22 protein-coding genes, 1 tRNA gene and 1 other RNA gene are annotated in these 24,885 nt (G+C 71.1%); 13 read left to right on the top strand and 11 right to left on the bottom strand.

Annotated features, from left to right (window positions below):
• Window positions 1-27: 27 nt before the first annotated feature.
• The 5 genes from ABZS42_RS08865 to ABZS42_RS08845 all read right to left on the bottom strand — a co-directional run bounded on the left by ABZS42_RS08865 (window position 28) and on the right by ABZS42_RS08845 (window position 3,270).
• A complete protein-coding gene (locus tag ABZS42_RS08865) occupies window positions 28-624 on the bottom strand; it encodes a MarR family winged helix-turn-helix transcriptional regulator (protein ID WP_355143356.1) in 597 nt (198 codons plus the stop codon).
• 66 nt (window positions 625-690) lie between these two features.
• Complete coding sequence (locus tag ABZS42_RS08860; protein ID WP_355143355.1) at window positions 691-1,218, bottom strand: hypothetical protein; 528 nt, start codon at window positions 1,216-1,218, stop codon at window positions 691-693.
• 49 nt (window positions 1,219-1,267) lie between these two features.
• Entirely contained in the window at window positions 1,268-1,834 is a 567-nt protein-coding gene (locus tag ABZS42_RS08855) for a hypothetical protein (RefSeq protein ID WP_355143354.1), read from the bottom strand.
• A 241-nt stretch (window positions 1,835-2,075) separates the two neighbouring features.
• Window positions 2,076-2,900, bottom strand: coding sequence for a hypothetical protein (locus ABZS42_RS08850; RefSeq protein ID WP_355143353.1), 825 nt, complete (start codon window positions 2,898-2,900; stop codon window positions 2,076-2,078).
• Between the two features lie 285 nt (window positions 2,901-3,185).
• Window positions 3,186-3,270, bottom strand: a tRNA-Ser gene (locus ABZS42_RS08845).
• A 79-nt stretch (window positions 3,271-3,349) separates the two neighbouring features.
• Here ABZS42_RS08845 and ffs point away from each other — a divergent pair.
• The 9 genes from ffs (at window position 3,350) to ABZS42_RS08800 (ending at window position 13,376) form a co-directional block, all read left to right on the top strand.
• Window positions 3,350-3,444: signal recognition particle sRNA small type (gene ffs, locus ABZS42_RS08840), an RNA gene on the top strand.
• Between the two features lie 178 nt (window positions 3,445-3,622).
• Entirely contained in the window at window positions 3,623-6,124 is a 2,502-nt protein-coding gene (locus ABZS42_RS08835; protein WP_355143352.1) for a DNA polymerase III subunit gamma and tau, read from the top strand.
• A gap of 105 nt (window positions 6,125-6,229) precedes the next feature.
• Entirely contained in the window at window positions 6,230-6,538 is a 309-nt protein-coding gene (locus tag ABZS42_RS08830) for a YbaB/EbfC family nucleoid-associated protein (protein ID WP_217696722.1), read from the top strand.
• Between the two features lie 7 nt (window positions 6,539-6,545).
• Window positions 6,546-7,139, top strand: coding sequence for a recombination mediator RecR (gene recR, locus ABZS42_RS08825; protein WP_076467244.1), 594 nt, complete (start codon window positions 6,546-6,548; stop codon window positions 7,137-7,139).
• A 256-nt stretch (window positions 7,140-7,395) separates the two neighbouring features.
• The gene (locus ABZS42_RS08820; RefSeq protein ID WP_355143351.1) at window positions 7,396-9,069 is read left to right on the top strand and encodes an ABC transporter substrate-binding protein; all 1,674 of its coding nucleotides are present in this window, start codon (window positions 7,396-7,398) and stop codon (window positions 9,067-9,069) included.
• 96 nt (window positions 9,070-9,165) lie between these two features.
• Complete coding sequence (locus ABZS42_RS08815; protein WP_355143350.1) at window positions 9,166-10,173, top strand: ABC transporter permease; 1,008 nt, start codon at window positions 9,166-9,168, stop codon at window positions 10,171-10,173.
• The gene (locus tag ABZS42_RS08810; RefSeq protein ID WP_355143349.1) at window positions 10,170-11,183 is read left to right on the top strand and encodes an ABC transporter permease; all 1,014 of its coding nucleotides are present in this window, start codon (window positions 10,170-10,172) and stop codon (window positions 11,181-11,183) included. The genes ABZS42_RS08815 and ABZS42_RS08810 overlap by 4 nt, the downstream gene beginning before the upstream one ends.
• 112 nt (window positions 11,184-11,295) lie before the next feature.
• A complete protein-coding gene (locus ABZS42_RS08805; RefSeq protein ID WP_355143348.1) occupies window positions 11,296-12,282 on the top strand; it encodes an ABC transporter ATP-binding protein in 987 nt (328 codons plus the stop codon).
• Complete coding sequence (locus tag ABZS42_RS08800; protein ID WP_355143347.1) at window positions 12,279-13,376, top strand: ABC transporter ATP-binding protein; 1,098 nt, start codon at window positions 12,279-12,281, stop codon at window positions 13,374-13,376. The genes ABZS42_RS08805 and ABZS42_RS08800 overlap by 4 nt, the downstream gene beginning before the upstream one ends.
• Before the next feature lie 129 nt (window positions 13,377-13,505).
• Here the strand turns inward: ABZS42_RS08800 and ABZS42_RS08795 are convergent, their stop codons facing one another.
• Both ABZS42_RS08795 and ABZS42_RS08790 read right to left on the bottom strand, forming a co-directional pair.
• Entirely contained in the window at window positions 13,506-13,937 is a 432-nt protein-coding gene (locus ABZS42_RS08795) for a hypothetical protein (RefSeq protein ID WP_355143373.1), read from the bottom strand.
• 41 nt (window positions 13,938-13,978) lie between these two features.
• Window positions 13,979-14,620 carry an HNH endonuclease family protein gene (locus ABZS42_RS08790; RefSeq protein WP_355143346.1) on the bottom strand — a complete coding sequence of 214 codons (642 nt, stop codon included), beginning with the start codon at window positions 14,618-14,620 and terminating at the stop codon, window positions 13,979-13,981.
• Between the two features lie 135 nt (window positions 14,621-14,755).
• Between ABZS42_RS08790 and ABZS42_RS08785 the strand changes: the two genes are divergently transcribed.
• On the top strand, window positions 14,756-16,222 hold the full coding sequence (locus ABZS42_RS08785; RefSeq protein ID WP_355143345.1) for an MFS transporter: 1,467 nt from the start codon (window positions 14,756-14,758) through the stop codon (window positions 16,220-16,222).
• 69 nt (window positions 16,223-16,291) lie between these two features.
• Here ABZS42_RS08785 and leuA read toward each other — a convergent pair whose 3' ends face one another.
• Together leuA and ABZS42_RS08775 are read right to left on the bottom strand one after the other, a co-directional pair.
• Window positions 16,292-18,043, bottom strand: a complete 1,752-nt coding sequence (gene leuA / locus ABZS42_RS08780) for a 2-isopropylmalate synthase (RefSeq protein ID WP_355143344.1) — start codon at window positions 18,041-18,043, stop codon at window positions 16,292-16,294.
• A 236-nt stretch (window positions 18,044-18,279) separates the two neighbouring features.
• On the bottom strand, window positions 18,280-19,521 hold the full coding sequence (locus ABZS42_RS08775; protein WP_355143343.1) for an MFS transporter: 1,242 nt from the start codon (window positions 19,519-19,521) through the stop codon (window positions 18,280-18,282).
• Between the two features lie 109 nt (window positions 19,522-19,630).
• Between ABZS42_RS08775 and ABZS42_RS08770 the strand changes: the two genes are divergently transcribed.
• Window positions 19,631-20,629: an ArsR family transcriptional regulator gene (locus ABZS42_RS08770; RefSeq protein WP_355143342.1), complete on the top strand. Its 999-nt coding sequence runs from the start codon at window positions 19,631-19,633 to the stop codon at window positions 20,627-20,629.
• On the opposite strand, the gene ABZS42_RS08765 is transcribed toward ABZS42_RS08770, so the two are convergent.
• Window positions 20,630-21,157, bottom strand: coding sequence for a nitroreductase family protein (locus ABZS42_RS08765; RefSeq protein ID WP_355143341.1), 528 nt, complete (start codon window positions 21,155-21,157; stop codon window positions 20,630-20,632). It abuts the gene before it with no gap.
• 84 nt (window positions 21,158-21,241) lie between these two features.
• Window positions 21,242-22,105, bottom strand: coding sequence for a hypothetical protein (locus ABZS42_RS08760; RefSeq protein WP_355143340.1), 864 nt, complete (start codon window positions 22,103-22,105; stop codon window positions 21,242-21,244).
• 372 nt (window positions 22,106-22,477) lie between these two features.
• On the opposite strand from ABZS42_RS08760, the gene ABZS42_RS08755 reads away from it, so the two are divergent.
• Together ABZS42_RS08755 and ABZS42_RS08750 are read left to right on the top strand one after the other, a co-directional pair.
• Entirely contained in the window at window positions 22,478-23,743 is a 1,266-nt protein-coding gene (locus tag ABZS42_RS08755; protein ID WP_355143339.1) for an aspartate kinase, read from the top strand.
• Window positions 23,744-23,748: 5 nt separating this feature from the next.
• Complete coding sequence (locus ABZS42_RS08750) at window positions 23,749-24,810, top strand: aspartate-semialdehyde dehydrogenase (protein ID WP_355143338.1); 1,062 nt, start codon at window positions 23,749-23,751, stop codon at window positions 24,808-24,810.
• Window positions 24,811-24,885: the final 75 nt, after the last annotated feature.

Raw genomic sequence — 24,885 nt, 5'->3', positions numbered from 1 at the left:
GCGTTTCGTTTTGTGGTCTCGGTGCGCTCAGGCGGCCGGTTCGTCCGGGCCGGCCTGCCGCCAGTTGAGCTGGTTCCTGGTGATCTCCTGGAGCTTCGTCTTGAAGGCCGCGAAGGATCGGACTCCGAGGTCCTTCGCGTGGCGGTGTTCGATGGCGGCGAGGGTCGCACGGGCTTTGGTGATCTCGTCGAGGCCGAGTTCGGTGAGTACGACGCGTTTGGCGCGACGATCGTCCGGCTCGGGCTCCCGAGTGACGTAGCCGAGCCCGACGAGTTCGTCGACGATCGTGCCGACGATCTGTTTGTGTTGCCCGGAGCGGGCGGAGATGTCGGTTGCCCGGGCCCCCTCGGGTCCGAGGAACGCCAGGACCGAACCGTGCCGTGGGCGTACGGCCCCGCCTTCGGGCGCGGCGCCGAGTTCGTCGACACCCGCGGACTGCTCGAAGGGGTCGGCAAGAAGACCCGGCACGTGAAGATCAAGACGCTCGACGGGATCAACGAGACGGCCCTGCGTGACTACACCACCCAGGCTGTGTGCCTCGACCAGAGCTGACCTTCGGTGGATCACCGGTAGTCGGGCGGGTTGCGCCGGCGCAGCGGCGTCGACGGGACTGTGCCCCGCCATCGGCGGGCGCACACGCGGCGCCTGGGCCGCGTACCGCCGCAGCGGCACCGACCAGGCGCGTCTGGTTCAGCAGGGGCCGTCGCCCTCGGCGAAGAGGCGCTGCGCCCAGTCGGCATAGCCCGCGATGACTTTTCGGACGGTACGGCCGTCGTGCAGGAAGAGGTAGGCCAGCTCGCCGTCGCGGGCGAGCAGGCCGTCGAGCCGGTACGTCCCCTGCGGAGCATGCAGTGCCGTCAGCTCGGGATAGCGCATCCGGACCTGCTGGACCGGGCTGCCGACGCCGACCCCTCCCGTGGTTCGGGTCGAGTCGCCGAGCCAGAGCAGCACCAGCCGGTCGTCGATGAAGACCGGGCTGGTCGTACGGTGCCCGGTCAGCGTCCGGCCGCAACCTCCCACGTCCGTACCCAGGAGACCGCGCCGAGCCAGCTCGTGCTCGGTGTCGCCGAACTCGACGTCGGGCAGGCCGTTCAGGTCGAGGACCTCGCCGGCCGGCACGGTCTGCTGTGGACCGGAGGCGGGAATGTACGGCGGACTACCTGAGACGACGGCAGCCGCCAGCAGCCCGGCAATCAGGGCAAATTGTCGCAATTTCATGGATTCCCCCCGGGGTCCCTAACGCCCCGGGTGCGGCTAAGTTGCGCACTCAGCGCCCGGATTGCTCCTTTTCCCACGCATCGGCGAGCTCGTCCCAGTAGTCGGCGCTCAGCCGTCGCCGTCCGTGGGCCAGCCAGCCGTCGGTGTTCCGCTCCAGGTGCAGCCCCACCTCCGCGAACGCGTCGATCCACGGCCCGGGCTCGACGCCCAGCTCGACGAGAGCGGCGTTGATCGGCCACCCCGCCCGCGGGCTGTCGAGCGTCCTGTCGAGGCGGGGTCCCCAGCTCAGCGCCCCGCCGAGCCAGACGGCCGCCGACTGGTACCCGAGCCCGCCGGCGAACTTCGCCTCCACGTACGCCACCGGGCCTCGCCCGGACCAGCGGGCCAGTATCGCGGTCAGTGCCGTACCGAGGACCAGGTCGAACGGGTACTCGTCGTCGCGCTCCTCGACCGAATAGTCCGGCAACGCGCCGGTCAGCTCCTCGACCAGTTGTGGGGTGACCGGCAGCAGCGCGAAATCCTGCCGCAGTTCGCCGAGGACCGCGTGATCCAGCTCGGCTGTCTGCTCGCGCAACAGTTCGATGTCAGCGATCACGGCGCTGAGCTGGTAACTCACCGGCCTGCTCCCGCATCCACAGGCTGTGGATAGAACATGTGTACGACGGTCGGCCGCGGCTGTGGATAGTGCTCTTCGCCGTGCCGTGCCCGTCCTTCCACGCCGCCAGTATCGCGGCGCCGTCACGCGGGTCGCCAGCCGAGCCAGCCGAGCGGGTCGGGCGCGGCGAGCTGAAGCGGTCGAGGCCGGGCCGCGGTCCGGTCCCGCAGTACCGTCGCGGCCCGCCCTCAGCGTTGCGACTTCACGGACGAGTTCCAGGGCGCACGTCGTGGACGAGGATGCTCGTGTCGGGCGACACCGACGCCGCGACGACGCCGGCGCCGGCGAACGACCACCGCCATGTTCCGGAGGCGTCGGCCGTGACGGTCGTCCGCACCGTGCCGTCCGCGGCAGACGTGACGGTCCTGACCCGCGTGTACGACGTGGTGCCGGCCTTCTTGAACTCGAGGCTCACCGGCTGGCCGGCGTACGCCGCGGAGTAGTACGAGTTGCCACCCACCTCCAGGCGGTTCCAATCGGGATAGGTGAGCTTGCCGGTGATGGTGAGGCTGCCACCCTTGCGGACAGCTCCGGAACCAGCCTCCGGCGCCACCAGCCCGGCCTTCTTCAGCAGGAGAACGTTGTCCGCAGGGTCGCCCAAGAGGGTGTACCGCCCGCTGTCGTAGGCGTAGCCGTCGAGTCTCAACTGGACCGGAAGCCCCGCGGAGGTGTTGTCCACGTAGCCCATCCCGAAGGTCGCGGCGCCGGTGCAGGTGAACATGGTGGCCGGAACCGGCGCGCACGTCATGTTGTGATCGGCCGGCCCATCGAGGTAGGCGAAGAAGAAGCCGCCGAAGCTGTGGAGCTTGGCGTCGACGGTTGCCAGGCCACCGGAGTCCTCGGCGATCTGGACGGTGACCGGGACTGTGATCGAGCCGCTGGCGCCGAACGCGATGGGCTTGCCGTCGTTGATGACGGTCTTGACGAGTCGGGTGTCATAGGGTTCGTAGGGGTCGGCGTGAGCCGGGGTGGCCGGCAGCAGACTGCCGACGACCGCCACCGCCACGAGCCGGGCGACGTTCCGCATCGATACCAAGGGTCCTCCACGGGGTTCAGAAACCGTGCAGCGGGCACGGGCGGCTGCATCCTGCCACAGACGGGAGTCCATGGACGGTCGGTGGAGGACCGCCCAGCCGGCCCTCGCGGACCCACCCGGGTCCGAGCCGTTAACGAGCTGTGGCGGGGTCGAATCCGTGGAGCTGTCCGTCCCCACAGTGCAGGTGGGTCGGCAGCTGAGACGAGAGTGACCATAGGTACGACGAAGGGCCGGTCCCCGTGGGGCCGGCCCTTCCGTTCGTGCTGCTCAGGTGAGCGGAGGATACGAGATTCGAACTCGTGAGGGTGTAAACCCAACACGCTTTCCAAGCGTGCGCCCTAGGCCTCTAGGCGAATCCTCCGCGAGCCAGAATACAGGCACCCGGCGGGTGGGCCACCCCACCACCCCCTGAAGATCGACCGGAGGTCGGGTACGCTTGGCGAGCCCCCCGTGCGGCGTGCATCTCGTGAACCTCCCCAGGGCCGGAAGGCAGCAAGGATAAGCGGGCTCTGACGGGTGCACGGGGGGCCCTTCTGTTCCGGGTCCCCTCGATCAACTCGAGCTCAGTGAAGTCGGGGCGTTCTCCACGTACTGACACCCCGACATTCGTGAAGTCGAGTTGATCGAGCGCGCGGACCCTCGCCAGCGGCGGGGTGGGTGGTCACCCGGGGCGTACCGGCGCAGAATGGCTCGGTCGAGAGGAGGCGGGACGGGTGGCACTGGCCCTTTACCGCAAGTACCGGCCGCGTACGTTCGCCGAGGTCATCGGTCAGGAGCACGTCACCGAGCCGTTGTCGCAGGCGTTGCGCAGCGGCCGGCTCAACCACGCGTACCTCTTCTCCGGCCCCCGCGGCTGCGGCAAGACCACCAGCGCCCGGATCATGGCCCGCTCGCTCAACTGTGAGCAGGGCCCCACCCCCGAGCCGTGCGGGCGGTGCGAGTCCTGCCGCTCGCTGGCCCCCGACGGCGGCGGATCGATCGACGTCATCGAGATCGACGCGGCCAGCCACGGCGGCGTCGACGACGCCCGGGAGCTGCGCGAGAAGGCATTCTTCGCGCCGGCCAGCAGCCGCTTCAAGATCTACATCATCGACGAGGCGCACATGGTCTCGACCCAGGGCTTCAACGCCCTGCTCAAGCTGGTCGAGGAGCCCCCGGAGTACGTCAAGTTCATCTTCGCCACCACCGAGCCGGAGAAGGTCCTCGGCACGATCCGGTCGCGGACCCACCACTACCCGTTCCGGCTATTTCCGCCGAAGGTGGTCCGCCCATACCTGGAGCAGCTCACCCAGGCCGAGGGCGTCGCCGTCGAGCCGGCGGTCTTTCCGCTGGTGGTCCGCGCCGGTGGCGGCAGCATGCGGGACAGCCTCTCCGTGCTCGACCAGCTCATCGCCGGCGCCGGCGCGGAGGGGGTCAGCTACGCCCGGGCCGTCGCGCTGCTCGGTGTCACCGACTCGGCGCTGATCGACGAGATGTGCGACGCGCTGGCCGCCGGTGACGGTGCGGCCGCGTACGCCACCGTCGACCGGGTCGCCGAGGCCGGGCACGACATGCGCCGGTTCGCCTCCGACCTGCTGGAGCGGCTGCGCGACCTGATCGTCATGCAGCAGGTGCCGGACGCCGCCGCAAAGGGTCTCATCGACGGCCCGGCCGACCAGATCGAGCGGATGGCCGCCCAGGCGTCGCAGCTCGGCTCGGCCACGCTGTCCCGCTGCGCCGACATCGTGCACAACGGGCTGGTGGAGATGCGCGGCGCCACCGCGCCCCGGCTGCTGCTGGAGCTGATCTGCGCCCGGATGCTGCTTCCGGGCGCAGACGACTCGGCCGGCGGCCTACTCCAGCGCCTCGAACGCATGGAGCGCCGGCTCACCCTGGCCGGCGCCGACGCGCCGTCGGCCGCCGCCGGCTCCGCGCCGGTCGCCCCGGCCCCGGCCGTACGCCCGGCGCCCCCCGCCCCGCACGCGGCTGACGCCGCGGCACCGGCCGGGTCCGCCACGGCGGCTGCCGCCATTCCCGCACCGAGCACCTCCGCCGAGCAGGCTCCCGCCGTCGGCGCGCCCCGCCCGCAGTCCCCGGCCGAGGTCCGGCCCGCGGCGGCGACCCGTCCGGACGACACGTCCCGGCGGGTAGTGCCGCCCTCGGCGGTGATGCCCGACCCGGCCACCCCGGAGCCGCCCCGGCCGGGAGCCGAGACGCCCGGTGCCCTGGACGCGGTAGCCGTACGACGGGTCTGGCCGGACGTGGTCGGAAAGGTCAACCGCACGAACAAGCGGATCGCCGCGTTGATGCGCGACGCCGTGGTGCGGGAGCTCGACGGCGACACGCTGGTGCTCACGGTGAAGTCCGGTGTGCTGGCCCGGATGGTGTCCGACCACGCCGCGGTGCTCACCGACGCCCTCTACGAGGAGCTGGGTGGGCGCTGGCAGATCCGCTGCGAGGTCGCCGGCGAGCGGGGTGCGGCCACGCTCTCCGGCTCGCCCCGTCCGACCGCGCCTGCCCCTGCTCCGGCGGCCCCGGCGTCCGGCGCGCGCAGCGGCACCGGCCCGGCTGCCCGACCCGGTGCGAATGGCGAGTCCGGCCCGGCCGGCGGCCGTGGGAGTGGCGAGTCCGGCCCGGCGGCGGCCGGTGCGGCCGGGGGCGACGACGAGGACGACTGGCCCGAGCCGGCCCGCCCCGGTGGGGCCGCCCCGGCTCCGGCCGGCGGTCCCGCCGCGGGTGATGGTGCCGGGAACGACTGGCCCGAGCCGGCGCGCCCGGGCGGTGGCCCGGCGTCCGCCCCGGAGGGCGTGCCCGCTTCGGCAAGCACCCCGGCGGGTGCCACCGCCCAGGCCACTCCTCCGGCAGGCACCGCCGTTGCGGCGAACCCCGCCGCTCCGGCGGCGAACGGCAACGGCGCGCCGGTGAGCAGCGCCATCGCCGCGGCGCGGGCCGCTGCCGCGGGCCGTGGTCCGCGTACCGCCCAGCCGGCCCGGCCGACCGCGGACAGCGACTGGGCGGGCGAACCGCCGTACGACCCGGACTACGACGGTCCGGCCCGGTCCGGCGGTGGGCGACCGCCGGCGACCCCGGTCTACGAGGGGTTCGACCCCGGCGACGAGCCGTTGGACGACGTGATCGACGAGAAGACGGCCCGGGAGTCGAGCGAGGAGCAGGCGGTACGGCTGCTCCGCGAGGCCCTCGGTGCTGAGAAGATCGACGAGGTGGACGCCCGCTGAGCGGGCACGGAGAGCGGGTCGGTCGGACCCAGCGGATAGGCTGAGCGACGGCCCAGCAGACGAGTGCGAGAAGGAGCCATCGTGCGCCCAGGTGGACAGCCGAACATGCAGCAGATGCTGAAGCAGGCGCAGAAGATGCAGCAGCAGATCGCCAAGGCGCAGGCCGAGCTGGCCGAGGCCGAGCTGACCGGCACCGCCGGGGGCGGCCTGGTCACCGTGACCGTCGTCGGTACCGGCGAGGTCAAGAGCGTCAAGATCGACCCGAAGGCGGTCGACCCGGAGGACGTGGAGACCCTGGAGGACCTGGTCGTCGCGGCCCTGCACAACGCCGCCGAGGCGGCCCGGGAGTTGACCGAGCGCAAGATGGGTCCGGTCACCGGCGGCATGGGCGGCCTCGGCCTGCCGGGTTTCTGAGCCGCAGATGTATGAAGGCGCCATCCAGGACCTGATCGACGAGCTGGGCCGGCTACCGGGCGTGGGCCCGAAGAGCGCCCAGCGGATCGCCTTCCACGTCCTCTCCGCCGACCCGGCCGACGTCAACCGGCTGGCCGGCGCCCTGCGCAAGGTCAAGGAGCTGGTGCGGTTCTGCACCAGCTGCTACAACGTCGCCGAGTCCGAGCAGTGCCGGATCTGTCGCGACCCGCGTCGCGCCGACGAGGTGATCTGTGTGGTCGAGGAGCCGAAGGACGTGGTGGCGATCGAGCGGACCGGTGAGTTCCGCGGTCGTTACCACGTGCTCGGTGGAGCGATCAATCCGCTGGAGGGGATCGGGCCGGACAACCTGCGCATCCGCGAGCTGATGACCCGGCTCGGCGGTGGCGCCGTCCGCGAGCTGATCCTCGCCACCGATCCGAACACCGAGGGCGAGGCGACCGCCACCTACCTGGCGTTGATGGTCAAGCCGATGGGGATCGCGGTCACCCGGCTCGCGAGCGGCCTGCCGGTCGGTGGTGACCTCGAGTACGCCGACGAGATCACGCTCGGCCGAGCCTTCGAGGGCCGCCGGGCCGTCTGAGCCGCAACTCAGGTGCGATCGCCCGGCACCGCTCTGATCGGGTGTGATCGATGACGCCCGAGCAGCCGACAAATCGCTTATTCCTGCCGTCAGCATGTGTCGCCTTCGGTACCTGGTGAGCCTTCGGGTGTCAGAAGGTGTCGGCTTGATAGCGATTACCTCGCGGGCGTTCCGCTTCCTGTGTGACCTGTCATAGCCTCCCGCACACGGACCGAGCCACGACTTCGTGTGGTCAGGCGCATGACAGAGGTGAGAGATGCAGGGGAGAAGGCTCAGAACGGCCGTTGCGATCGCGGCCGTCACCGCCCTGGCGGTAGGCGCCGCCGGGTGCGCGGAGAGTGAGCGTGACGGCGACAGCGGCGAGGCCAAGACCGGCGGCACCTTCATCTTCGCGGGTGCCGGTGACCCGAAGAACTTCGATCCGATCTTCAACGACGACGGTGAGTCGTTCCGGCCGATCCGGCAGATGTTCGACACTCTGGTCACCCACAAGCCAGGCACCGCGGAGCTGACGGGCGGCCTGGCCGAGAGCTGGGAGCACGACGCGACCGGCAAGGTCTGGACCTTCAAGCTGCGCCAGGGCGTGAAGTTCCACGATGGAACGCCGTTCAACGCCGCTGCGGTCTGCTACAACTTCGACCGCTGGTACAACATGAAGGGCGCGGCGGCCCAGGCGAACATGATCTACTACATGGACACCTTCGGCGGGTTCGCCTCGAACGAGGCCGAGGGTGCCGGTGAGTCGATCTACAACAAGTGTGAGGCCAAGGACGACGGCACCGCTGTCCTGACCTTGAACAAGTACAAGGGTGCCTTCCCCGGTGCCTTCGCGCTGACCTCGCTGTCGATCGCCAGCCCCGAGGCGCTCAAGAAGTACGACGCCGACACGGTCACGCAGAACGGCGACTCGTTCGCGTACAGCGCGTTCGCCAACGAGCACCCGGTCGGCACCGGTCCGTTCACCTTCGGCGGTTGGGACAAGGCCAAGGGTGAGATCACCCTGAACCGGAACCCGGACTACTGGGGCGACAAGGCCAAGGTCGACAAGCTGATCATCAAGATCATCAAGGACGAGAACACCCGTAAGCAGGAGCTGCGGGCCGGCACCGTCCACGGCATCGACTTCCCCGCCCCGGCCGACCGCAAGGCGCTCACCGACGAGGGCTTCCAGGTCATCGACCGCCCGGCCTTCAACATCCTCTACCTGGGTATCAACCAGAAGAACCCGAAGCTGAAGGACCTGCGGGTACGCCAGGCCATCGCCTACGCGCTCAACCGCCAGCAGCTGGTGCAGACCAAGGGCCCGGGCGGCGCGAAGGTCGCCGACGAGCTCATGCCGGACACCGTGCTCGGCTACGCCTCGGACGTGCAGAAGTACGAGTACAACCCGGAGAAGGCCAAGCAGCTGCTCAAGGAGGCCGGCGCCGAGAACCTGACGCTGAACTTCTACTACCCGCCGGACGTCACCCGGCCGTACATGCCGAACCCGCAGGAGATCTTCACCATCCTGGCCAACGACCTGCAGGCCGTCGGCATCAAGGTCAACGGTGTGCCGCGTCCGTGGAACGGTGGCTTCAAGGACGACGTGCAGACGTTCGGCAAGCACGACCTGCACATCCTCGGCTGGACCGGTGACTACAACGACCCGGGCAACTTCGTCGGGACGTTCTTCGGCCGGGCCAAGGCCGAGTTCGGCGACCAGGCGATGACCGACATGTTCGACGCCATCGCCAAGGCCGACGGCACCGTCGACGAGGCGGGCAAGAAGGCGGCCTGGGAGCAGGTCAACCGGGACCTCGCCAGCAAGTGGCTGCCGGCCGTCCCGGTCTGGCACGCCCCGCCGGCCATCGTCGTCACCAAGGACGTCGACGGCCTGGTGGCGAGCCCGCTGACCGACGAGCGGTTCAACACCGTCAGCGTCAAGCAGTGACGCCGATCGGCTGACGCCGTAGCGGAATCGGCCCGGGTTGGGGGTTTCCCCCGCCCGGGCCGATTCCGCGACCATCGAGAGTCTGGTGTGTGAGAGATGTTGCGAGTCATAGTCCGCCGCCTGCTACAGCTGGTGGTGACGCTGATAGCGCTGTCGGCGCTGATCTTCATCTGGTTGCGGAACCTGCCCGGCGGTCCGGTCGACGCGCTGCTCGGTGAGCGGGCCACCCCCGAGACCCGTGCCCTGCTGACCAAGGCGCTCGGCTACGACCAGCCGATCCACGTGCAGTACGGCAAGTTCATGCAGCGGATCCTGACCGGGGACTTCGGCAACTCGATCCGCACCGGCGATCCGGTGATCGAGGTGATCGGTCGGGCCTTCCCGGCGACCGTCGAGCTCGCCCTGGCCGCAATGATCGTCGCGGTCGGGCTCGGTATTCCGCTCGGCTACCTCGCCGCCCGCTGGCGGGGCCGGTCCCTCGACCACCTGACCGTCGTCGGCACGCTGCTCGGCATCTCGATCCCGATCTTCTTCCTGGGCTACCTGCTCAAGGACGTCTTCACCCAGAACATCCACTGGTTCCCGCCGTCCGGTCGGGTCGGCATCGGGTTGGACAACACCAACATCACCGGCTTCTTCGTCCTCGACAGCCTGCTCACCCGGGAGTTCGACGCCACAGCGGACGCGCTCTGGCATCTGATCCTGCCGGCGGTCACGCTCGCCACCATCCCGCTGGCGGTCATCGTCCGGATGACCCGGGCGAGCGTGCTCGACGTGCTCAACGAGGACTACGTCCGCACCGCCGAGGCCAAGGGTCTGCGGCACCGCACCATCCGGGGACGGCACATCCTGCGCAACGCACTGCTGCCGGTGGTCACGACCATCGGCCTGCAGACCGGTGCGCTGCTCTCCGGTGCGGTACTCACCGAGAAGGTCTACAACTGGGGCGGCCTCGGCACCCTGATCACCGACTCGATCACCGGCAGCCGTGACTACCCCGTCCTCCAGGCGCTGATCCTGCTGGCCGCATTGGTCTTCGTGGTGGTCAACCTGCTGGTCGACCTCTCCTACGCCTTCATCGACCCGAGGGTGCGTGTGCGATGACCGAACCAACCACGCAGGCTGGTACCCCGGCCCCCCGGCGCAAGGACGAGCGCCTGGGCGGCGCGAGCCTCAACCGACTCGGTGACCGGAAGAAGGCGCGCCTGGAGGAACTGGCGCAGGCCAGCGCCGGCAAGGGTGGCGTGAGTCTCTTCCGGGACGCGTTGCGCCGGCTGCGGCGCAACCCGGCCGCGATCGTCGGCGCCACCATCATCGCGCTCTTCGTGCTCGTGGCGATCTTCGCGCCGTTGATCGCCCCGCACGATCCGGTGCAGCGCTTCGACGAGTTGACCAGCCGGCTCGCCGCGGACCACATCCCCGGAGCCACCGACGGATTCCCGCTCGGCTCCGACGAGTTGGGCCGGGACCTGCTGTCCCGTCTGATCTACGGCAGTCGGCAGACGCTCTTCGTCGGCGTCCTGGCCACCCTCATCGGGCTCGCCATCGGCGTACTGCTCGGCGCGGTCGCCGGCGCCTTCGGTGGCTGGGTGGACAACATCCTCATGCGGGTCACGGACGTGATGCTGGCCCTGCCGGCCCTGCTGCTGGCGATCACCCTGGTCGCGCTGGCCAGCAAGTCCAGCCAGTGGACGGTCATCCTGGCCGTGGCCATCGTCAGCGTGCCGGTCTTCGCCCGCCTGCTGCGCGGCTCCATGCTCGCCCAACGGGAGAGCGACCACGTGCTCGCCGCCCGGGCGCTCGGCGTGAAGGAGCACAACATCGTCCTGCGGCACATGCTCCCCAACGCCATGACGGCGGTGATCGTGCAGGCCACGCTGACGCTCTCCGTCGCGATCATCGAGGCCGCGTCGCTCTCCTTCCTCGGCCTCGGCGACCCCAACCGGGACCGGGCCGAGTGGGGCGCGATGCTCGGCGACGCCGGCGTCCGCTACTTCGAGGTACGCCCCGAGTTGGCCTACTACCCGGCGCTGGCGATCATCATCGTCGCGCTCGGCTTCACCCTGCTCGGTGAGGCGATGCGTGAGGCCATCGACCCGAAGAACCGGCGGTGACGACGGTGCGAGACGACAGCACGGCCGGCGTGGACCGGCGGCGGCCGCGAGGAGCCGGCCCGCGAGTCCCACGGTCACGAGTGACGGACCAGCACGGTGAGGAAGTGACCCGATGAGCCTGCTCGACGTACGTGATCTGAGCGTCGTGTTCCAGCGGCGCGGCGAACGACCGTTCACGGCGGTCGACAAGGTCAGCTTCACGGTGGAGCCGGGGCAGACCGTCGGCCTGGTCGGCGAGTCGGGCTGTGGCAAGAGCGTGACCAGCCTGGCGATCATGGGATTGCTCCCCAAGCGCGGCAACAAGGTCACCGGTGAGGTGCTCTTCGACGGCGCCGACCTGCTCAAGCTGCGCCGGGACGACATGCGGGACCGGCGCGGCCGGGACATCGGCATGATCTTCCAGGACCCGCTCTCCTCGCTGAACCCGGTCATCCCGATCGGCGTCCAGGTCGCCGAGGTGCTCGAGCGGCACCAGGGCCGCGACCGCAGGCAGGCGCTGCGGGAGGCCCGCGAGCTGTTGGACGCGGTCGGCATCCCCGACCCCGACCGGCGGCTCAAGGAGTACCCGCACCAGATCTCCGGCGGCATGCGGCAGCGGGCACTGATCGCCATCGCGCTGGCCTGCAAGCCGCGACTGCTGATCGCCGACGAGCCGACCACCGCGCTGGACGTGACCATCCAGGCGCAGATCCTTACGCTGCTCAAGCAGCTGGTCGACGACACCGGGACGGCGCTCATCATGATCACTCACGATCTGGGCGTGGTGGCCGGTCTCTGCGACACCGTCAACGTGCTCTACGGCGGCAAGGTGGTGGAGCGGGCCCGGCGGCACGAACTGTTCGCGCACGCCCGGCATCCGTACACGCACGGGCTGCTCAGCTCCGTACCCCGGCTCGACTCACTGCGGGGCGAGCGCCTGCACGCGATCCGCGGCTCGGTGGCCGACAACATTCCGTGGGCGGAGGGCTGCGCCTTCGCGCCGCGCTGCGACAACGTTGTCGATGCCTGCCTCGAAGGAGCGCCCACGCTCGAGCCCACCGCCACCGGCGGCGACCTGCGCTGCAACAACCCTGTCTCCGAGGAGGTGGCGGTACCGTGACCGAGCGGACCGGACCACTGGTCGAACTGCGTGACGTCAAGGTCCATTTCCCGATCAAGAGCGGTGTGCTCTTCGACCGCACCGTCGGCTACGTCTACGCGGTGGACGGCGTCTCGCTGTCCATCAACGCGGGTGAGACGTACGGGCTGGTCGGCGAGTCCGGTTGCGGCAAGTCGACGCTGGGCCGCGGCCTGCTGCGGCTGGTCGAGCCGACGGATGGCGAGATCGTCTTCGACGGCACGGACGTCCGTGCGCTCAAGGGCGAGAAGATGCGTCGGGCGCGCCGCCGGATGCAGATGATCTTCCAGGACCCGCTGTCCAGCCTGGACCCGCGGCAGTCGGTGGAGTCGCTGCTGCTGGAAGGACTCAAGGCGCACGGACTGGCGGACGACAAGGCGGAGACCAACAAGCGGCTGCGCGAGACGTTGGAGGCCGTCGGCCTACCCGCCTCGGCGCTCAGCAAATACCCGCACGAGTTCTCCGGCGGCCAGCGCCAGCGGATCGGTATCGCCCGGGCCCTGGTGCTCAACCCGGACCTGATCGTCGCCGACGAGCCGGTCTCCGCGCTCGACGTGTCGATCCAGGCCCAGGTGCTCAACCTGCTGAAGGATCTGCAGATCGAGCGGGGCCTCACGTATCTGATCATCGCGCACGACCTGGCGGTGGTCCGGCACATCTCGGACACCGTCGGGGTGATGTACCTGGGCGGGCTGGTCGAGGAGGCATCCAGCGAGGAGCTCTACCGCGAGCCGATGCACCCGTACACCCGGGCGCTGATGTCGGCGGTGCCGGTACCGGACCCGGTGGTGGAGGACCGGCGCGAGCGGATCCTGCTCGCCGGTGACCTGCCGTCGCCGTCGAACCCGCCGGCGGGGTGCCGTTTCCACACCCGATGCCCGTGGGCCCAGCCGACCCGCTGCGTCGACGAGCGGCCGGCGCTGCGCGAGGTGCTCTCCGGCCACCGGGTGGCCTGCCACTACGCGGAGGAGATCGCCGCCGGGAAGATCCGGCCGCACGAGGTCGAGCCGGAGATCGTCCGGCCGACCGAGGGGACCGCCCCGGGTGACCCGGGCGAGCTGATCCCGACGATCTGACCGCCAAGCCGGTGGCCCTGCCGCCGGCTTCGGATGCCCGCGACCTGTGCTGCCGCGGAGGCTGGAACAAGCCTCCGCGGCAGCGCTCGCTCGAGCACCGGGCGGACCGTGCCGCAGGCCTCCCGGCGGTCAGCCTTCCGGACGATTGAGCAGGCCGACCGCGATGCCGTGCACCGCGTCCAGTCCGGCCGGGTCGGGCAACGCGACCCGGCCGCCGGTGACCGCGTACCACTCGTCGGCGTCCTTGTACTGCACGGTGAGGGTGACGTGCCCGTCGGCGTAGTCGCTGCGCAGGGTCAGCTCGCCGGTGACGACACCTACCTCGTCGGTCATCACCCCGCCCGGCCCGGCCACGATGTCGGTGGTCCGGCTCTGCGGGGCACCCCCGACGGCAGCGTCCCCGCCCGCCACGGTGGGCTCGCGCTCACTCGCGGGAACGCCACTGTCCGCGTCCGCCTGCATTCCGGCGCCGGGCACCGCGGTGGTGGCGGCGGGCGGCCCGTCGGCGTTCATGCCGGCCCCCGGAACAGCCCCCGGCGCGGCGTCGCCGTCCGCGTTCATGCCGGCCGTGGTCGGTTTCGGCCCGGTCACCGGTCGCTCGCTCATGCACAGCCCTCCAGCATGTCCGTGAGGGCGGTCTTCTCGGCGCTGGTCACCGTGAGCCGCCAGTGGTGCTTGACGATTACCCAGGCCTGGGCGTACTGGCACCAGTACGACTGGTTCGCGGGCTTCCACTGGGACGGGTCCTGGTCGCCCTTCGACCGGTTGGAGGAGGCGGAGACCGCGAGGAGCTGCGGGCGCGTGGTGTCGTTGGCGAAGTCGCCCCGCTGCGTGTCGTTCCACTCGTCCGCGCCCGAACGCCACGCGTTCGCCAGCGGCACCATGTGGTCGATGTCAACGTCGGAGGGGTCGGTGAAGGTGCGGCCGTCGTAGACGCTCTGCCACCGGCCGCCGACCACGTTGCAGCCGGAGAGCTTGATGTTCTCCCCGTCCCGCTTCAGCACCGTGTCGCGTACGTCGCAGTTGGTGCCGGTGTCCCGCCAGTGCGGGAAGCGGGCCCGGCTGTAGCCCTTCATCGACCCGGCGCTGGCCACCGTGAGCTGGCCCAGCATCTCCATCGCGTTGCCGCCGGTGCTGCTGGGAGCGGCCTCCGGCTCGTCCAGGGGCATGCAGCCGGACGCACCGAGCGTCAGCGCCACGGCGAGCGCGGCCACCGCCGCGCGCGGTCCTGATCTGGTACGCACAGACGACACCTCTCCAGCTTGCGGGCTTCCGGCGATCCCGCACAGTACCCAAGCATGGTTTCGGCGTTTCGTGGCGTCTCTCAGGTGGCGCGTGGAAGATGGGTACCCGTGCCCCAACCCTCGCCTGCCCTCCGGATGACTACCGCCGCAGGTCGCGGCACGCTGCTCGCCACGGTCCTCGCCTCCGGGATGGTCTTCCTGGACAGCACCGTGGTCAACGTGGCGCTGCCCCGGCTCGGTTCCGAACTGCACGCCACCGTGGCGGACCTCCAGTGGACGGTCAACGGCTACATGCTGATGCTCGCCGCGTTCGTACTGCTCGGCGGGTCGCTCGGCGACCGGTTCGGCCGACGCCGGATCTTCCTGCTCGGGGTGATCTGGTTCACCGCCGCGTCCGTGCTCTGCGGCCTGGCGCAGGGGACGGGCTGGCTGATCGGCGCCCGGTTCCTCCAGGGCGCCGGCGGCGCTCTGCTCACGCCGGGCTCGCTGTCGGTGCTCCAGGCGAGTTTCCATCCGGACGACCGTGGCCGGGCGATCGGTGCCTGGTCCGGGCTCTCCGGCGTCTCCACGGCGCTCGGTCCGTTCATCGGCGGCTGGTTGATCGACGCGTTCTCCTGGCGGTGGATCTTCTTCCTGAACCTTCCGCTCGCGGTCCTGGTGGTGCTCTCCGCGCTGCGTTGGGTGCCGGAGAGCCGGGACGAGGGCGTGTCGCGGGCCCGGGTCGAGGGCGACCGGCGCCAGCGGTTCGACGTGGCCGGTGCCCTGCTCGGTGCGCTGGCCCTGGGCGGTCTCACGTACGCGCTGATCGACGCGACCGGCCGCGGCTTCGGCTCGCCGCCGGTGTGGGGGTCGGCGCTGCTCGGCCTGGTCGCGGGAGTGGCCTTCGTGCTGCTGGAACGGCACCGGGGCGCGGCCGCGATGCTGCCCACCGAGCTGTTCGACAGCCGGCTCTTCTCGGTGCTGAACATCTTCACCGTGGCCATCTACGCCGCGCTCGGTGGCTTCACCTTCTTCTTCTCCGTGTACCTGCAGAACGTGCTCGGCTGGTCGGCGCTCCTCACCGGGGTCGCGCTGCTGCCCTGGACCCTGCTGATGCTGGTGGGTTCGGCCCGGGCGGGGGCGCTCTCGGCGCGCATCGGTCCCCGGCTGCCGCTGGCCGTGGGTCCGGTGGTGGGGGCCGCCGGGCTGCTGCTGTTGCGCCGGCTCAGCCCCGGCGCGTCGTACTGGGTCGACGTGCTGCCCGGGGTGTTGCTCTTCGGCATCGGTCTGACCCTGGTCGTGGCACCACTCACCGCTTCCGTGCTGGCCGCGGCGGCGGACCGGTTCGCCGGAGTGGCCAGCGGGTTCAACAACGCGGCCGCCCGGGCCGGCGGCCTGCTCGCGGTGGCCGCGTTGCCGCTGCTGGTCGGGCTCTCCGGTGCCGCTTACCAGCAGCACAGCGCGCTGACCGGGGCGTTCCGTGCCGCGATGCTCTGGTGTGCGGGCCTGCTGCTGGCCGGCGCGCTGATGGCTCTCCTGCTGATCCACCGCCCGCCCCGGGAGGCGCCACCCTCCCAGCCGTGTCAGACACTCCCGGTGTCGACCCCACCGCGAGAACGCTGATTGGGGTTTCCCGCCCAGCTCCCGGCACCGGGGAAGGGGCCCCCGTCTCGGCGGGGGCCCCTTCCGGTGTCAGCGGCGGGCGCGATTGACCGCGCTGGTCACCGCCTTGATCGAGGCGGTGACGATGTTCGCGTCGACACCGACGCCCCACACGTTCCGACCGTCCACCTCGCACTCCACGTACGCGGCGGCCTGCGCGTCCCCGCCCGAGGAGAGCGCGTGCTCGTGGTAGTCGAGCACCCGTACGCCCACACCCACCGAGTGGAGCGCGTTGACGTACGCGTCGATCGGGCCGTTGCCGACCGCGGAGAGCGACCGGTGCCCGCCGTCGAGGTCCACCCGTGCCTCAATCTCGACCTTCCCGTCGGCCGTGCCGATCGTGTAGCCGGCCAGTTTGACCGCCGGGTCGGGCTGGTGATCGACCAGGTAGTTGCGGGCGAAGATGGCCCACATGGCGGCCGGTTCGACCTCGCCGCCGTCGTGATCGGTGACCTGCTGGACCACGCCGGAGAACTCGATCTGGAGCCGGCGCGGCAGGTCGAGCTGGTGCTCGCTCTTCATGATGTACGCGACGCCGCCCTTGCCGGACTGCGAGTTGACCCGGATGACCGCCTCGTAGGTGCGGCCCAGGTCCTTCGGGTCGATCGGCAGGTACGGCACCGCCCACGGCTGCTCGTCGACCGGTACCCCGGCCGCGGCGGCGTCCGCCGCGAGGGCGTCGAGACCCTTCTTGATGGCGTCCTGGTGCGAGCCGGAGAACGCGGTGTAGACCAGGTCGCCCGCGTACGGGTGGCGTTCGTGCACCGGGAGCTGGTTGCAGTACTCGACCGTCCGCTTGACCTCGTCGACGTTCGAAAAGTCGATCATCGGGTCGATGCCCTGGGAGAAGAGGTTCAGCCCCAGCGTGACCAGGTCGACGTTGCCGGTGCGCTCACCGTTGCCGAACAGGCAGCCCTCGATCCGGTCCGCGCCGGCCAGCAGGCCGAGTTCGGCGGCGGCCACGCCGGTGCCCCGGTCGTTGTGCGGGTGCAGGCTGAGCACCAGGCTGTCCCGGCGGGGCAGGCGGCGGTGCATCCACTCGATCGAGTCCGCGTACACGTTCGGGGTGGCCATCTCGACGGTGGCCGGCAGGTTGATGATCAGCTTCCGGTCCGGCGTCGGGTCGATGACGTCGATCACCGCCGAGCAGACCTCGAGCGCGTACTCCAGCTCGGTGCCGGTGTACGACTCCGGCGAGTACTCGTAGTGGATGTCCGTGTCCGGGGTGTGGATCTCCGCGTACTTCTGGCACAGGCGGGCCCCGGTGGTGGCGATGTCGGTGATGCCGTCCCGGTCGAGGCCGAAGACCACCCGGCGCTGGAGCGTCGAGGTGGAGTTGTAGAGGTGCACGATCGCCCGCCGGGCGCCGCGCAGCGACTCGAACGTCCGCTCGATCAGGTGCTCCCGGCACTGGGTCAGCACCTGGATGGTGACGTCCTCCGGGATCAGGTCCTGCTCGATGAGCTGCCGTACGAAGTCGAAGTCGGTCTGGCTCGCCGACGGGAAGCCGACCTCGATCTCCTTGTAGCCCATCTGTACGAGCAGCTGGAACATGCGGCGCTTGCGCTCGGGCGACATCGGGTCGATGAGCGCCTGGTTGCCGTCCCGCAGGTCCACCGCGCACCAGCGCGGCGCCGCGTCCACCTGCCGGGTGGGCCAGGTGCGGTCCGGCAGGTCGACGCGGAACTGCCGCTGGTAGGGCTCGTAACGCTGGAACGGCATGCCGCCGGGGCGCTGCCGGGCGAAGGGATCGGTCTCGACGTCGGTGACGGTGTCAGTCATGACGGAGTGGTCTCCTGAACAGGTGGCGTCAGCAATCGGAAGGTGTCGGCTGGTGCCGGGCCACGATGCTCCGGCGGTGCCGATGGGAAGTTCGGATGTGCTGGACGGCGCGAAGCGACTCCGCGACGAGGTGCCGGCCGGTCAGGCCTCGTCGCGGCGGCCAAGGAGAAGAAGCGCCCGCCACATGACCAAGTCACCCTACGTGAGGGAACCGGGGGTGGGAAGGTAGGTCCGGATTATGGGACCGGCGTCATGGCCGGCTCCGGGGCCGGGGAACCCAGCCTCGGCGTCCGTCCCGCCCAGGCAACCGCGGGTACGATCGCCAGCCCGAGCAGCACGAAGATCGCCGCCGCCGGGAACCAGCCCCAGCCCCCGGTGGTCACCCCGAGCGCGGTCAACCCCGCCGGAGCGATCAGGTACTGCACCTGCTCGCCGAGCCGCAGCGCCCCCACGTACGCGCCGCGCTGGTCGTCGGGCGGAAGGGTGGCGGTGAGTCCCCAGGTGCCCGCCGACTCGATCAGCTCGGCCAGGATCAGCAGCGTCGCGGCAGCCACCAGCACCACGACGGTGAGCAGCCCCCGGGTGGCCCCGGAGATCGGCAGGACCAGACAGGACAGGGCGATCAGCAGGCCCCCACGGCGGGAGGCCCGCGCCGCGCCCGCGGCGGTGTCGGCACCGCGGCTGACGCGTACCTGGAGCAGCACGATCAGGACCGTGTTGAGCAGCACCAGAGCAGCGATCACCGTCTTCGGGGCGTCGGTGTGGGTGAGGATCCAGAGCGGCATGACTGTCAGGTAGAGCACTCCGTGTGCGGTGAGCAGCCCGGAGAGCAGGGACACCGTCATGAACGGCCGGTCCCGCAGCACGGCGAGCCGACCCATCGGTTCCACCGGCCTGACCACCTGCGGCAGCCGGGGCAGTCGTCGTACGAACAGGGCCGTCACCAGGATCACGGTCGCGATGAACCAGGCCATTCCCCGGTACGCCTCGATCGTGTCCACGGCCAGCACCAGACCACTGATCACCGCGCCCAGCCCGAACCCGACGTTCAACGACGAACGCTGGTACGCCATCGCCGTGACCCGTTCGGCCGGGGGGAGCGCGTTGATCGAGTAGACCTGGCGGGCCACCCCGGTCGACGCGTCCACCGCCGCCAGCGCCACCACCACGGCGAGGAAACCGGCGAAGCCGCCCACGAACGGGTACGTCGCGAAGAGCGCCGCGTTCAGCACCAGCCCGATGATCCAGACCCGCTGCGGTCCGTACCGGTCGGTGAGCCCGCCCAGCGGCACCGTGCCGAGCAGCGACACCCCTGCCGCGATGGACAGGCCCAGCCCGACCTGGGCGGCGCTGAGCCCCAGCGCCCGGGTGAAGAAGACGGCGCTGCCGGCGTGGAACAGGCCGCTGCCGACGGCGGAGACCATGGCCTGCACGGCCAGCGCGCGGGTCAAGCCGGCCGGCGGTACGACGTTTGCCACAGCGCTGCGGATGCTGTCTCTGGTCCCCATGGCCGGGAAGTGAACCGAGCCCCCACGACATCGGTCGAGCCTTTTAGGCTGGGCCGAATCCTGCTCCCGGGGAGGGCGCGTGTCCGAGTTGCGGTTCACTCTCGCCGACGTGGCGGGCGTCCGGCTGGCCGTGTCGCCGGTCAACGAGACGGTCATGAGCATGTGGGCGCTGGCCAGTCCGGTCCGCTACGCGGTGCACCTGCCCTGGATCGACCGGGCCCGGGTGACAGTGCGCCGTCCCGAGGTCGCCGAGCGGGTCCGACCGCTGAGGGCGTTGGCCCGGCAGGGTTGCTGGCTGCCCGACTTCCTCACTCCGGCGGCCCGGCCGAACGTGGAGATGGCCGAGCAGCTCGACCAGATCGCGGCGACACCACCGGCCGTGGTGGTCCAGGACCTGCTGGCGACCACCCCGCGCCAGCCGCTGAACGCGTTCGGGCAGGCGCTCCTCGCCGACCCGCGTGGGCTGTTGCCGCAGCTCGTCGACGCGGTGCGGGTCTGGTACGACGAGGCGATCGCCCCGGACTGGCCGCGGATGCGGGCGCTGCTCGACGCCGACGTTGCGTACCGGGCCGCCCAGCTCGCCGAGAACGGTGCCGGCCGGTTCTTCGAACAGCTCCACCCGAGTCTGCGCTGGCTCGGCGACCGGGTGGTCAGCGACGACCCGTTCGAGCGGGACTTCGACCTCCGCGGTCGTGGACTGGCGCTGAACCCGACGGTGTTCACCGGGCAGCAGGTGCTGTGGAACCTGCTGGAGGACTCGCTGCCGGCCGGCGCGTACCCGGTGCGGGCGGTCGGGACGCTCTGGGAGGCGACCGCGTCGCCGCCCGGCGACTCGCTGGCGCGGGTGGTCGGCCCCGGCCGAGCCGCGCTGCTGCACCTGCTCGAGACGGCGACCACCACCACTGACCTGGCCCGACGCACCGCGATGTCCGCCGGAGGTGTCTCCCAGCACCTCGGCGCGCTGCACGCCGCGGGTCTGGTCTCCCGGTCCCGACAGGGCCGGCACGTCCTCTATCGCAACACCGACGCCGCGAGGGTTCTGCTTCGGGCCAGCCGCGGCGGCGACCCGATCGGGTAGTCAGGCGAGCAGCAGGTCCGCGACGGGGTGGCGATGCCGCAGGCCGACCTCCCGACGACGCAGCTCCTCCGGCAGCGTGAACGGGTCACCGATCCGACCGACGGTCGCGACGACCAGCGGGTGGACTTCGCCGGGAAGGTCCAGCTCCAGGGCGAGGCCCGGCCGGTCGAAGCGGGTGAGCTGGTGCACGTGCAGGCCGAGCGCGGTGGCCTGCACGGTGAGGTGGGCGACGGCCTGGCCCAGGTCGTACGCGGCCCGCTCGTCGTCGCCGGTGTGCGCGCCCACCAGCAGCGCGGCGGCGTGCCGCGCCCAGCCCTGGTCGTCGACCGGCAGGCAGGTCAGGATCCGCTTCCACGTCTCGTCCTCCCGGTGGCCGAGCGCGAACCGCCAGGGCTGGCTGTTGCCCGCCGAGGGCGCCCAGCGGGCCGCCTCCAGCAGCGAGGCGGCCTCGTCCGGGCTCAGTTCGGCATTCGGGTCAAAGGCCCGGGGGCTCCAGCGGAAGGCGAGCAGCGGGGTGAGGTCGGGCATGGGAGGAAGCGTCCCGTATGGCCGATTCGCCGCCACAGACCGGGGTGTCAAATGTGGGCAATAGCACCCGTAACGGTTAGAAGATCACTGCGTTCCGGCACTCGGACTGTCCGACGGATCAGGCGGTGGCGGCGAGGCCGTGCCGAGCGGCTCGCGATCGACGACCGGCCCGGCCAGCTGCACGCTGGCCGGCGCCGGGGCGGGAGGGCCGGCCAGCGTGAGCGTGCCGTAGTCGGTCCGGACCGCCGTCGGCGTGCCGTCCTGGTCGTAGCAGTAGATGCCCACGTCGAGCGGGGCGTTCAGCGAGGCCGCGGTGGTCTCCACCGAGTAGCAGCTGCCCGGGACCCCCGGAAGCGGCTGCGCGGGCGAGATCGAGAGCGGGGCACGCCGATCGGTGAGCACTTCCAGCCAGTCGGTGAACGGGTGCTGCACCCGCGGATCCAGCCGGCGGGGGAGCGCGTCGTCGGTGTCGCCGAGGCGTACGCAGCTCGGCGGTTCCGGCCGGGCGGCCGAGGGCAGGGCGCACTGGAAGAGCCCGTCCGCGGTTGCGGCCAACGAGATGTCCGAGGCGCCGCCGAGCGCGCCACCGGGTACGTCGACCCGCCAGCTGCCGTCGTTCGCGCTGGTCACGACGATCGTCCGGTCCGCCTCGCCGCTCCGGCCGAACTTGTAGTGGGCGGTGAGATGCCGATCCTGCGCCGCCGCGGCCAGCGCGGCCAGTTCGTCCCGCGCGGCGTCCACCGCGACCGGCCCGGGGTCGGGCGGCGGGGGCGCGGGCGGCGGGTCGGCGCTGCAGGCGACGAGGAGCGCCGGCAGGGCGAGCGCGAAGAGCGCGAGCGGGGCGGATGGTCGGTGGCGACGGAGGACGGCCGCGCGCGGGCGGAACGCCGCCGGCTCGACCGCGGGGGTGCCGGGCGAGCGGTGGACGGGCGTGCGCGGGACGGTCACGCGTCGGATCGGTCGGGAGAGGTCGTACACCGCCTCATTCTCCGGCGCTCGCGCTCGCGGCGCTGGCCTGCTCGGGCCAGCGGCCCGGCGTGTCGCGGGCGGCACCCGCCGGCGCGCGGCGAGCCCGTCCGAGTCGGCCCTGCCCCGGCGTGTCGGCCCCGGGTTGCCGGGCGTGGTGTTCCCTGGTGTCCGAATCGATGCTGGTCACGGCCGCTGCGTAGCGGTGCGGGCCGACGCGGCCGGGCCGGATGGTGGGATCACCTGACCCGGCGGTCCGGCCGGCCCGATACCCTGGGGAGGTCTGACACGCGCCGCCGGCCCCGTGACCGGCGGCGTCGGCACGCTCAGGGTCACTGGGAGGGAGTGCACTTCGTGGCACTCGTGGTGCAGAAGTACGGCGGGTCCTCCGTCGCCAACGCGGAGCGGATCAAGCGGGTCGCGGAGCGGATCGTCGCCGCACGCAAGGCCGGTGACGATGTCGTGGTGGTGGTCTCCGCGATGGGCGACACCACCGACGAGCTGCTCGACCTGGCCAACCAGGTCAGTCCGCTGCCGCCGGGCCGTGAGCTGGACATGCTGCTCACCGCCGGGGAGCGGATCTCCATGGCGCTGCTCGCCATGGCCATCCACAACCTGGGGTACGAGGCGCGTTCGTTCACCGGCTCCCAGGCCGGCGTGATCACCACCTCGGTGCACGGCAAGGCGCGGATCATCGACGTCACCCCCGGCCGCCTCAAGGGCGCGCTCGACGAGGGCTCGGTGGTGATCGTCGCCGGCTTCCAGGGGGTCTCCCAGGACACCAAGGACGTCACGACGCTGGGTCGGGGTGGCTCGGACACCACCGCGGTGGCGCTGGCGGCCGCGTTGCACGCCGACGTCTGCGAGATCTACACGGACGTGGACGGCATCTTCAGCGCCGACCCGCGGATCGTGCCCGACGCGCGGCACATCAAGCAGATCACCTACGAGGAGATGCTGGAACTGGCCGCCTGCGGCGCCAAGGTGCTGCACCTGCGCAGTGTGGAGTACGCCCGCCGGGCGGGGTTGCCGATCCACGTCCGTTCGTCATACTCGACCAACACCGGCACGATGGTCACCGGATCGATGGAGGACCTTCCTGTGGAGCAAGCACTGATCACCGGGGTCGCCCACGACCGCAGCGAGGCGAAGATCACGATCGTCGGCGTGCCGGACGAGCCGGGTGCCGCCGCGCGCATCTTCGACACCGCGGCGGGCGCCGAGATCAACATCGACATGATCGTGCAGAACGTCTCCACCGAGGGCACCGGGCGCACCGACATCTCCTTCACGCTGCCGAAGACCGACGGTCCGACGGCGATGGCCGCGCTCAGCAAGATCCAGGAGTCGGTCAAGTTCAAGGGCCTGCTCTACGACGACCACGTCGGCAAGGTCTCGCTCATCGGCGCCGGGATGCGCTCCCACCCGGGTGTGGCGGCCGGCTTCTTCGCCGCCCTCGGCGCCGCCGGCGTCAACATCGAGATGATCTCGACGTCGGAGATCCGGGTCTCCGTGGTCTGCCGGGACACCGACCTCGACGCGGCGGTCCGCGCCATCCACGACGCCTTCGACCTCGGCGGCGACACCGAGGCCGTGGTCTACGCGGGCACCGGGCGGTAGGGCCGATGGGCGACCTGCCCACCCTCGCCGTCGTCGGGGCGACCGGTGCCGTCGGCACCGTCATGTGCGAGCTGCTCACCGGCCGTCGCAACGTCTGGGGCGAGATCCGGCTGCTCGCCTCCGAGCGGTCCGTCGGGCGGCAGGTCCGCTGCCGGGGCGACGAGCTGACCGTCCAGGCCGTCACGCCGGAGGCGTTCGACGGCGTCGACGTCGCGATGTTCGACGTACCGGACGAGGTGTCGGCGCAGTGGGCGCCGGTCGCGGTCGACCGTGGCGCGGTCGTGGTGGACAACTCCGGGGCCTTCCGGATGGACCGCGACGTGCCGCTGGTGGTCCCCGAGATCAACCCCGAGCAGGTACGCAACCGGCCGAAGGGCATCATCGCCAACGCCAACTGCACGACGCTCGCGATGATCGTCGCGGTCGCCCCGCTGCACCGCGAGTACGGCCTGCGTGAGCTGGTGCTCTCCTCGTACCAGGCAGTCTCCGGCGCCGGTCAGGCCGGCGTGGACACCCTGCACGCCCAGCTCGGCAAGATCGCCGGTGACCGGGTGCTCGGTTCGCGGCCGGGCGACGTCCGGCAGGCGGTCGGTGACGAGCTGGGCCCGTTCCCGGCCCCGCTCGCGTTGAACGTGGTGCCGTGGGCCGGCTCGCCCGCCGACGGCGGCTGGTCGTCCGAGGAGATGAAGGTTCGCAACGAGTCGCGCAAGATCCTCGGCCTGCCCGACCTGAAGGTCTCCGCCACCTGCGTACGGGTGCCCGTGGTGACCGGCCACTCGGTCGCCGTGCACGCGGTCTTCGCCACCGAGGTGGACGCCGAGGGAGCCCGCGAGGTGCTGCGGAACGCCCCCGGTGTGATCCTGGTCGACGATCCGGCCGCCGGTGAGTTCCCGATGCCGATCGACGCGGTCGGCACCGACCCGTCCTGGGTCGGCCGGATTCGCCGGGCGTTGGACGACCCGCGCGCCCTGGACCTCTTCATCACCGGCGACAACCTCCGCAAGGGCGCGGCGCTGAACACCGCCCAGATCGCCGAACTCCTGGCCGGCGAGCTGTCCCGTTCCTGACCGTGCCGCTCGACCGGCTGCCGCGCGCAGACCCGTCGCCGGGCCGGGACCGGGAAGCCGCCGGAGGAGGCGAAC

The sequence above is a fragment of the Micromonospora sp. NPDC005367 genome (genome assembly GCF_040606825.1).
GTDB lineage: Bacteria > Actinomycetota > Actinomycetes > Mycobacteriales > Micromonosporaceae > Micromonospora.
The sequence above is the reverse complement of the archived record's forward strand: the minus strand, read 5'-3'. Positions and strand labels throughout refer to the sequence as shown.

Coding starts and splice junctions, on each gene's coding strand:
- ABZS42_RS08865 (WP_355143356.1), bottom strand. CDS start 624: ATGGCGGGGCACAGTCCCGTCGACGCCGCTGCGCCGGCGCAACCCGCC.
- ABZS42_RS08860 (WP_355143355.1), bottom strand. CDS start 1,218: ATGAAATTGCGACAATTTGCCCTGATTGCCGGGCTGCTGGCGGCTGCC.
- ABZS42_RS08850 (WP_355143353.1), bottom strand. CDS start 2,900: ATGCGGAACGTCGCCCGGCTCGTGGCGGTGGCGGTCGTCGGCAGTCTG.
- ABZS42_RS08830 (WP_217696722.1), top strand. CDS start 6,230: ATGCAGCAGATGCTGAAGCAGGCGCAGAAGATGCAGCAGCAGATCGCC.
- recR (WP_076467244.1), top strand. CDS start 6,546: ATGTATGAAGGCGCCATCCAGGACCTGATCGACGAGCTGGGCCGGCTA.
- ABZS42_RS08820 (WP_355143351.1), top strand. CDS start 7,396: ATGCAGGGGAGAAGGCTCAGAACGGCCGTTGCGATCGCGGCCGTCACC.
- ABZS42_RS08815 (WP_355143350.1), top strand. CDS start 9,166: ATGTTGCGAGTCATAGTCCGCCGCCTGCTACAGCTGGTGGTGACGCTG.
- ABZS42_RS08810 (WP_355143349.1), top strand. CDS start 10,170: ATGACCGAACCAACCACGCAGGCTGGTACCCCGGCCCCCCGGCGCAAG.
- ABZS42_RS08805 (WP_355143348.1), top strand. CDS start 11,296: ATGAGCCTGCTCGACGTACGTGATCTGAGCGTCGTGTTCCAGCGGCGC.
- ABZS42_RS08795 (WP_355143373.1), bottom strand. CDS start 13,937: ATGAACGCGGACGGCGACGCCGCGCCGGGGGCTGTTCCGGGGGCCGGC.
- ABZS42_RS08785 (WP_355143345.1), top strand. CDS start 14,756: ATGACTACCGCCGCAGGTCGCGGCACGCTGCTCGCCACGGTCCTCGCC.
- leuA (WP_355143344.1), bottom strand. CDS start 18,043: ATGACTGACACCGTCACCGACGTCGAGACCGATCCCTTCGCCCGGCAG.
- ABZS42_RS08765 (WP_355143341.1), bottom strand. CDS start 21,157: ATGCCCGACCTCACCCCGCTGCTCGCCTTCCGCTGGAGCCCCCGGGCC.
- ABZS42_RS08750 (WP_355143338.1), top strand. CDS start 23,749: ATGGGCGACCTGCCCACCCTCGCCGTCGTCGGGGCGACCGGTGCCGTC.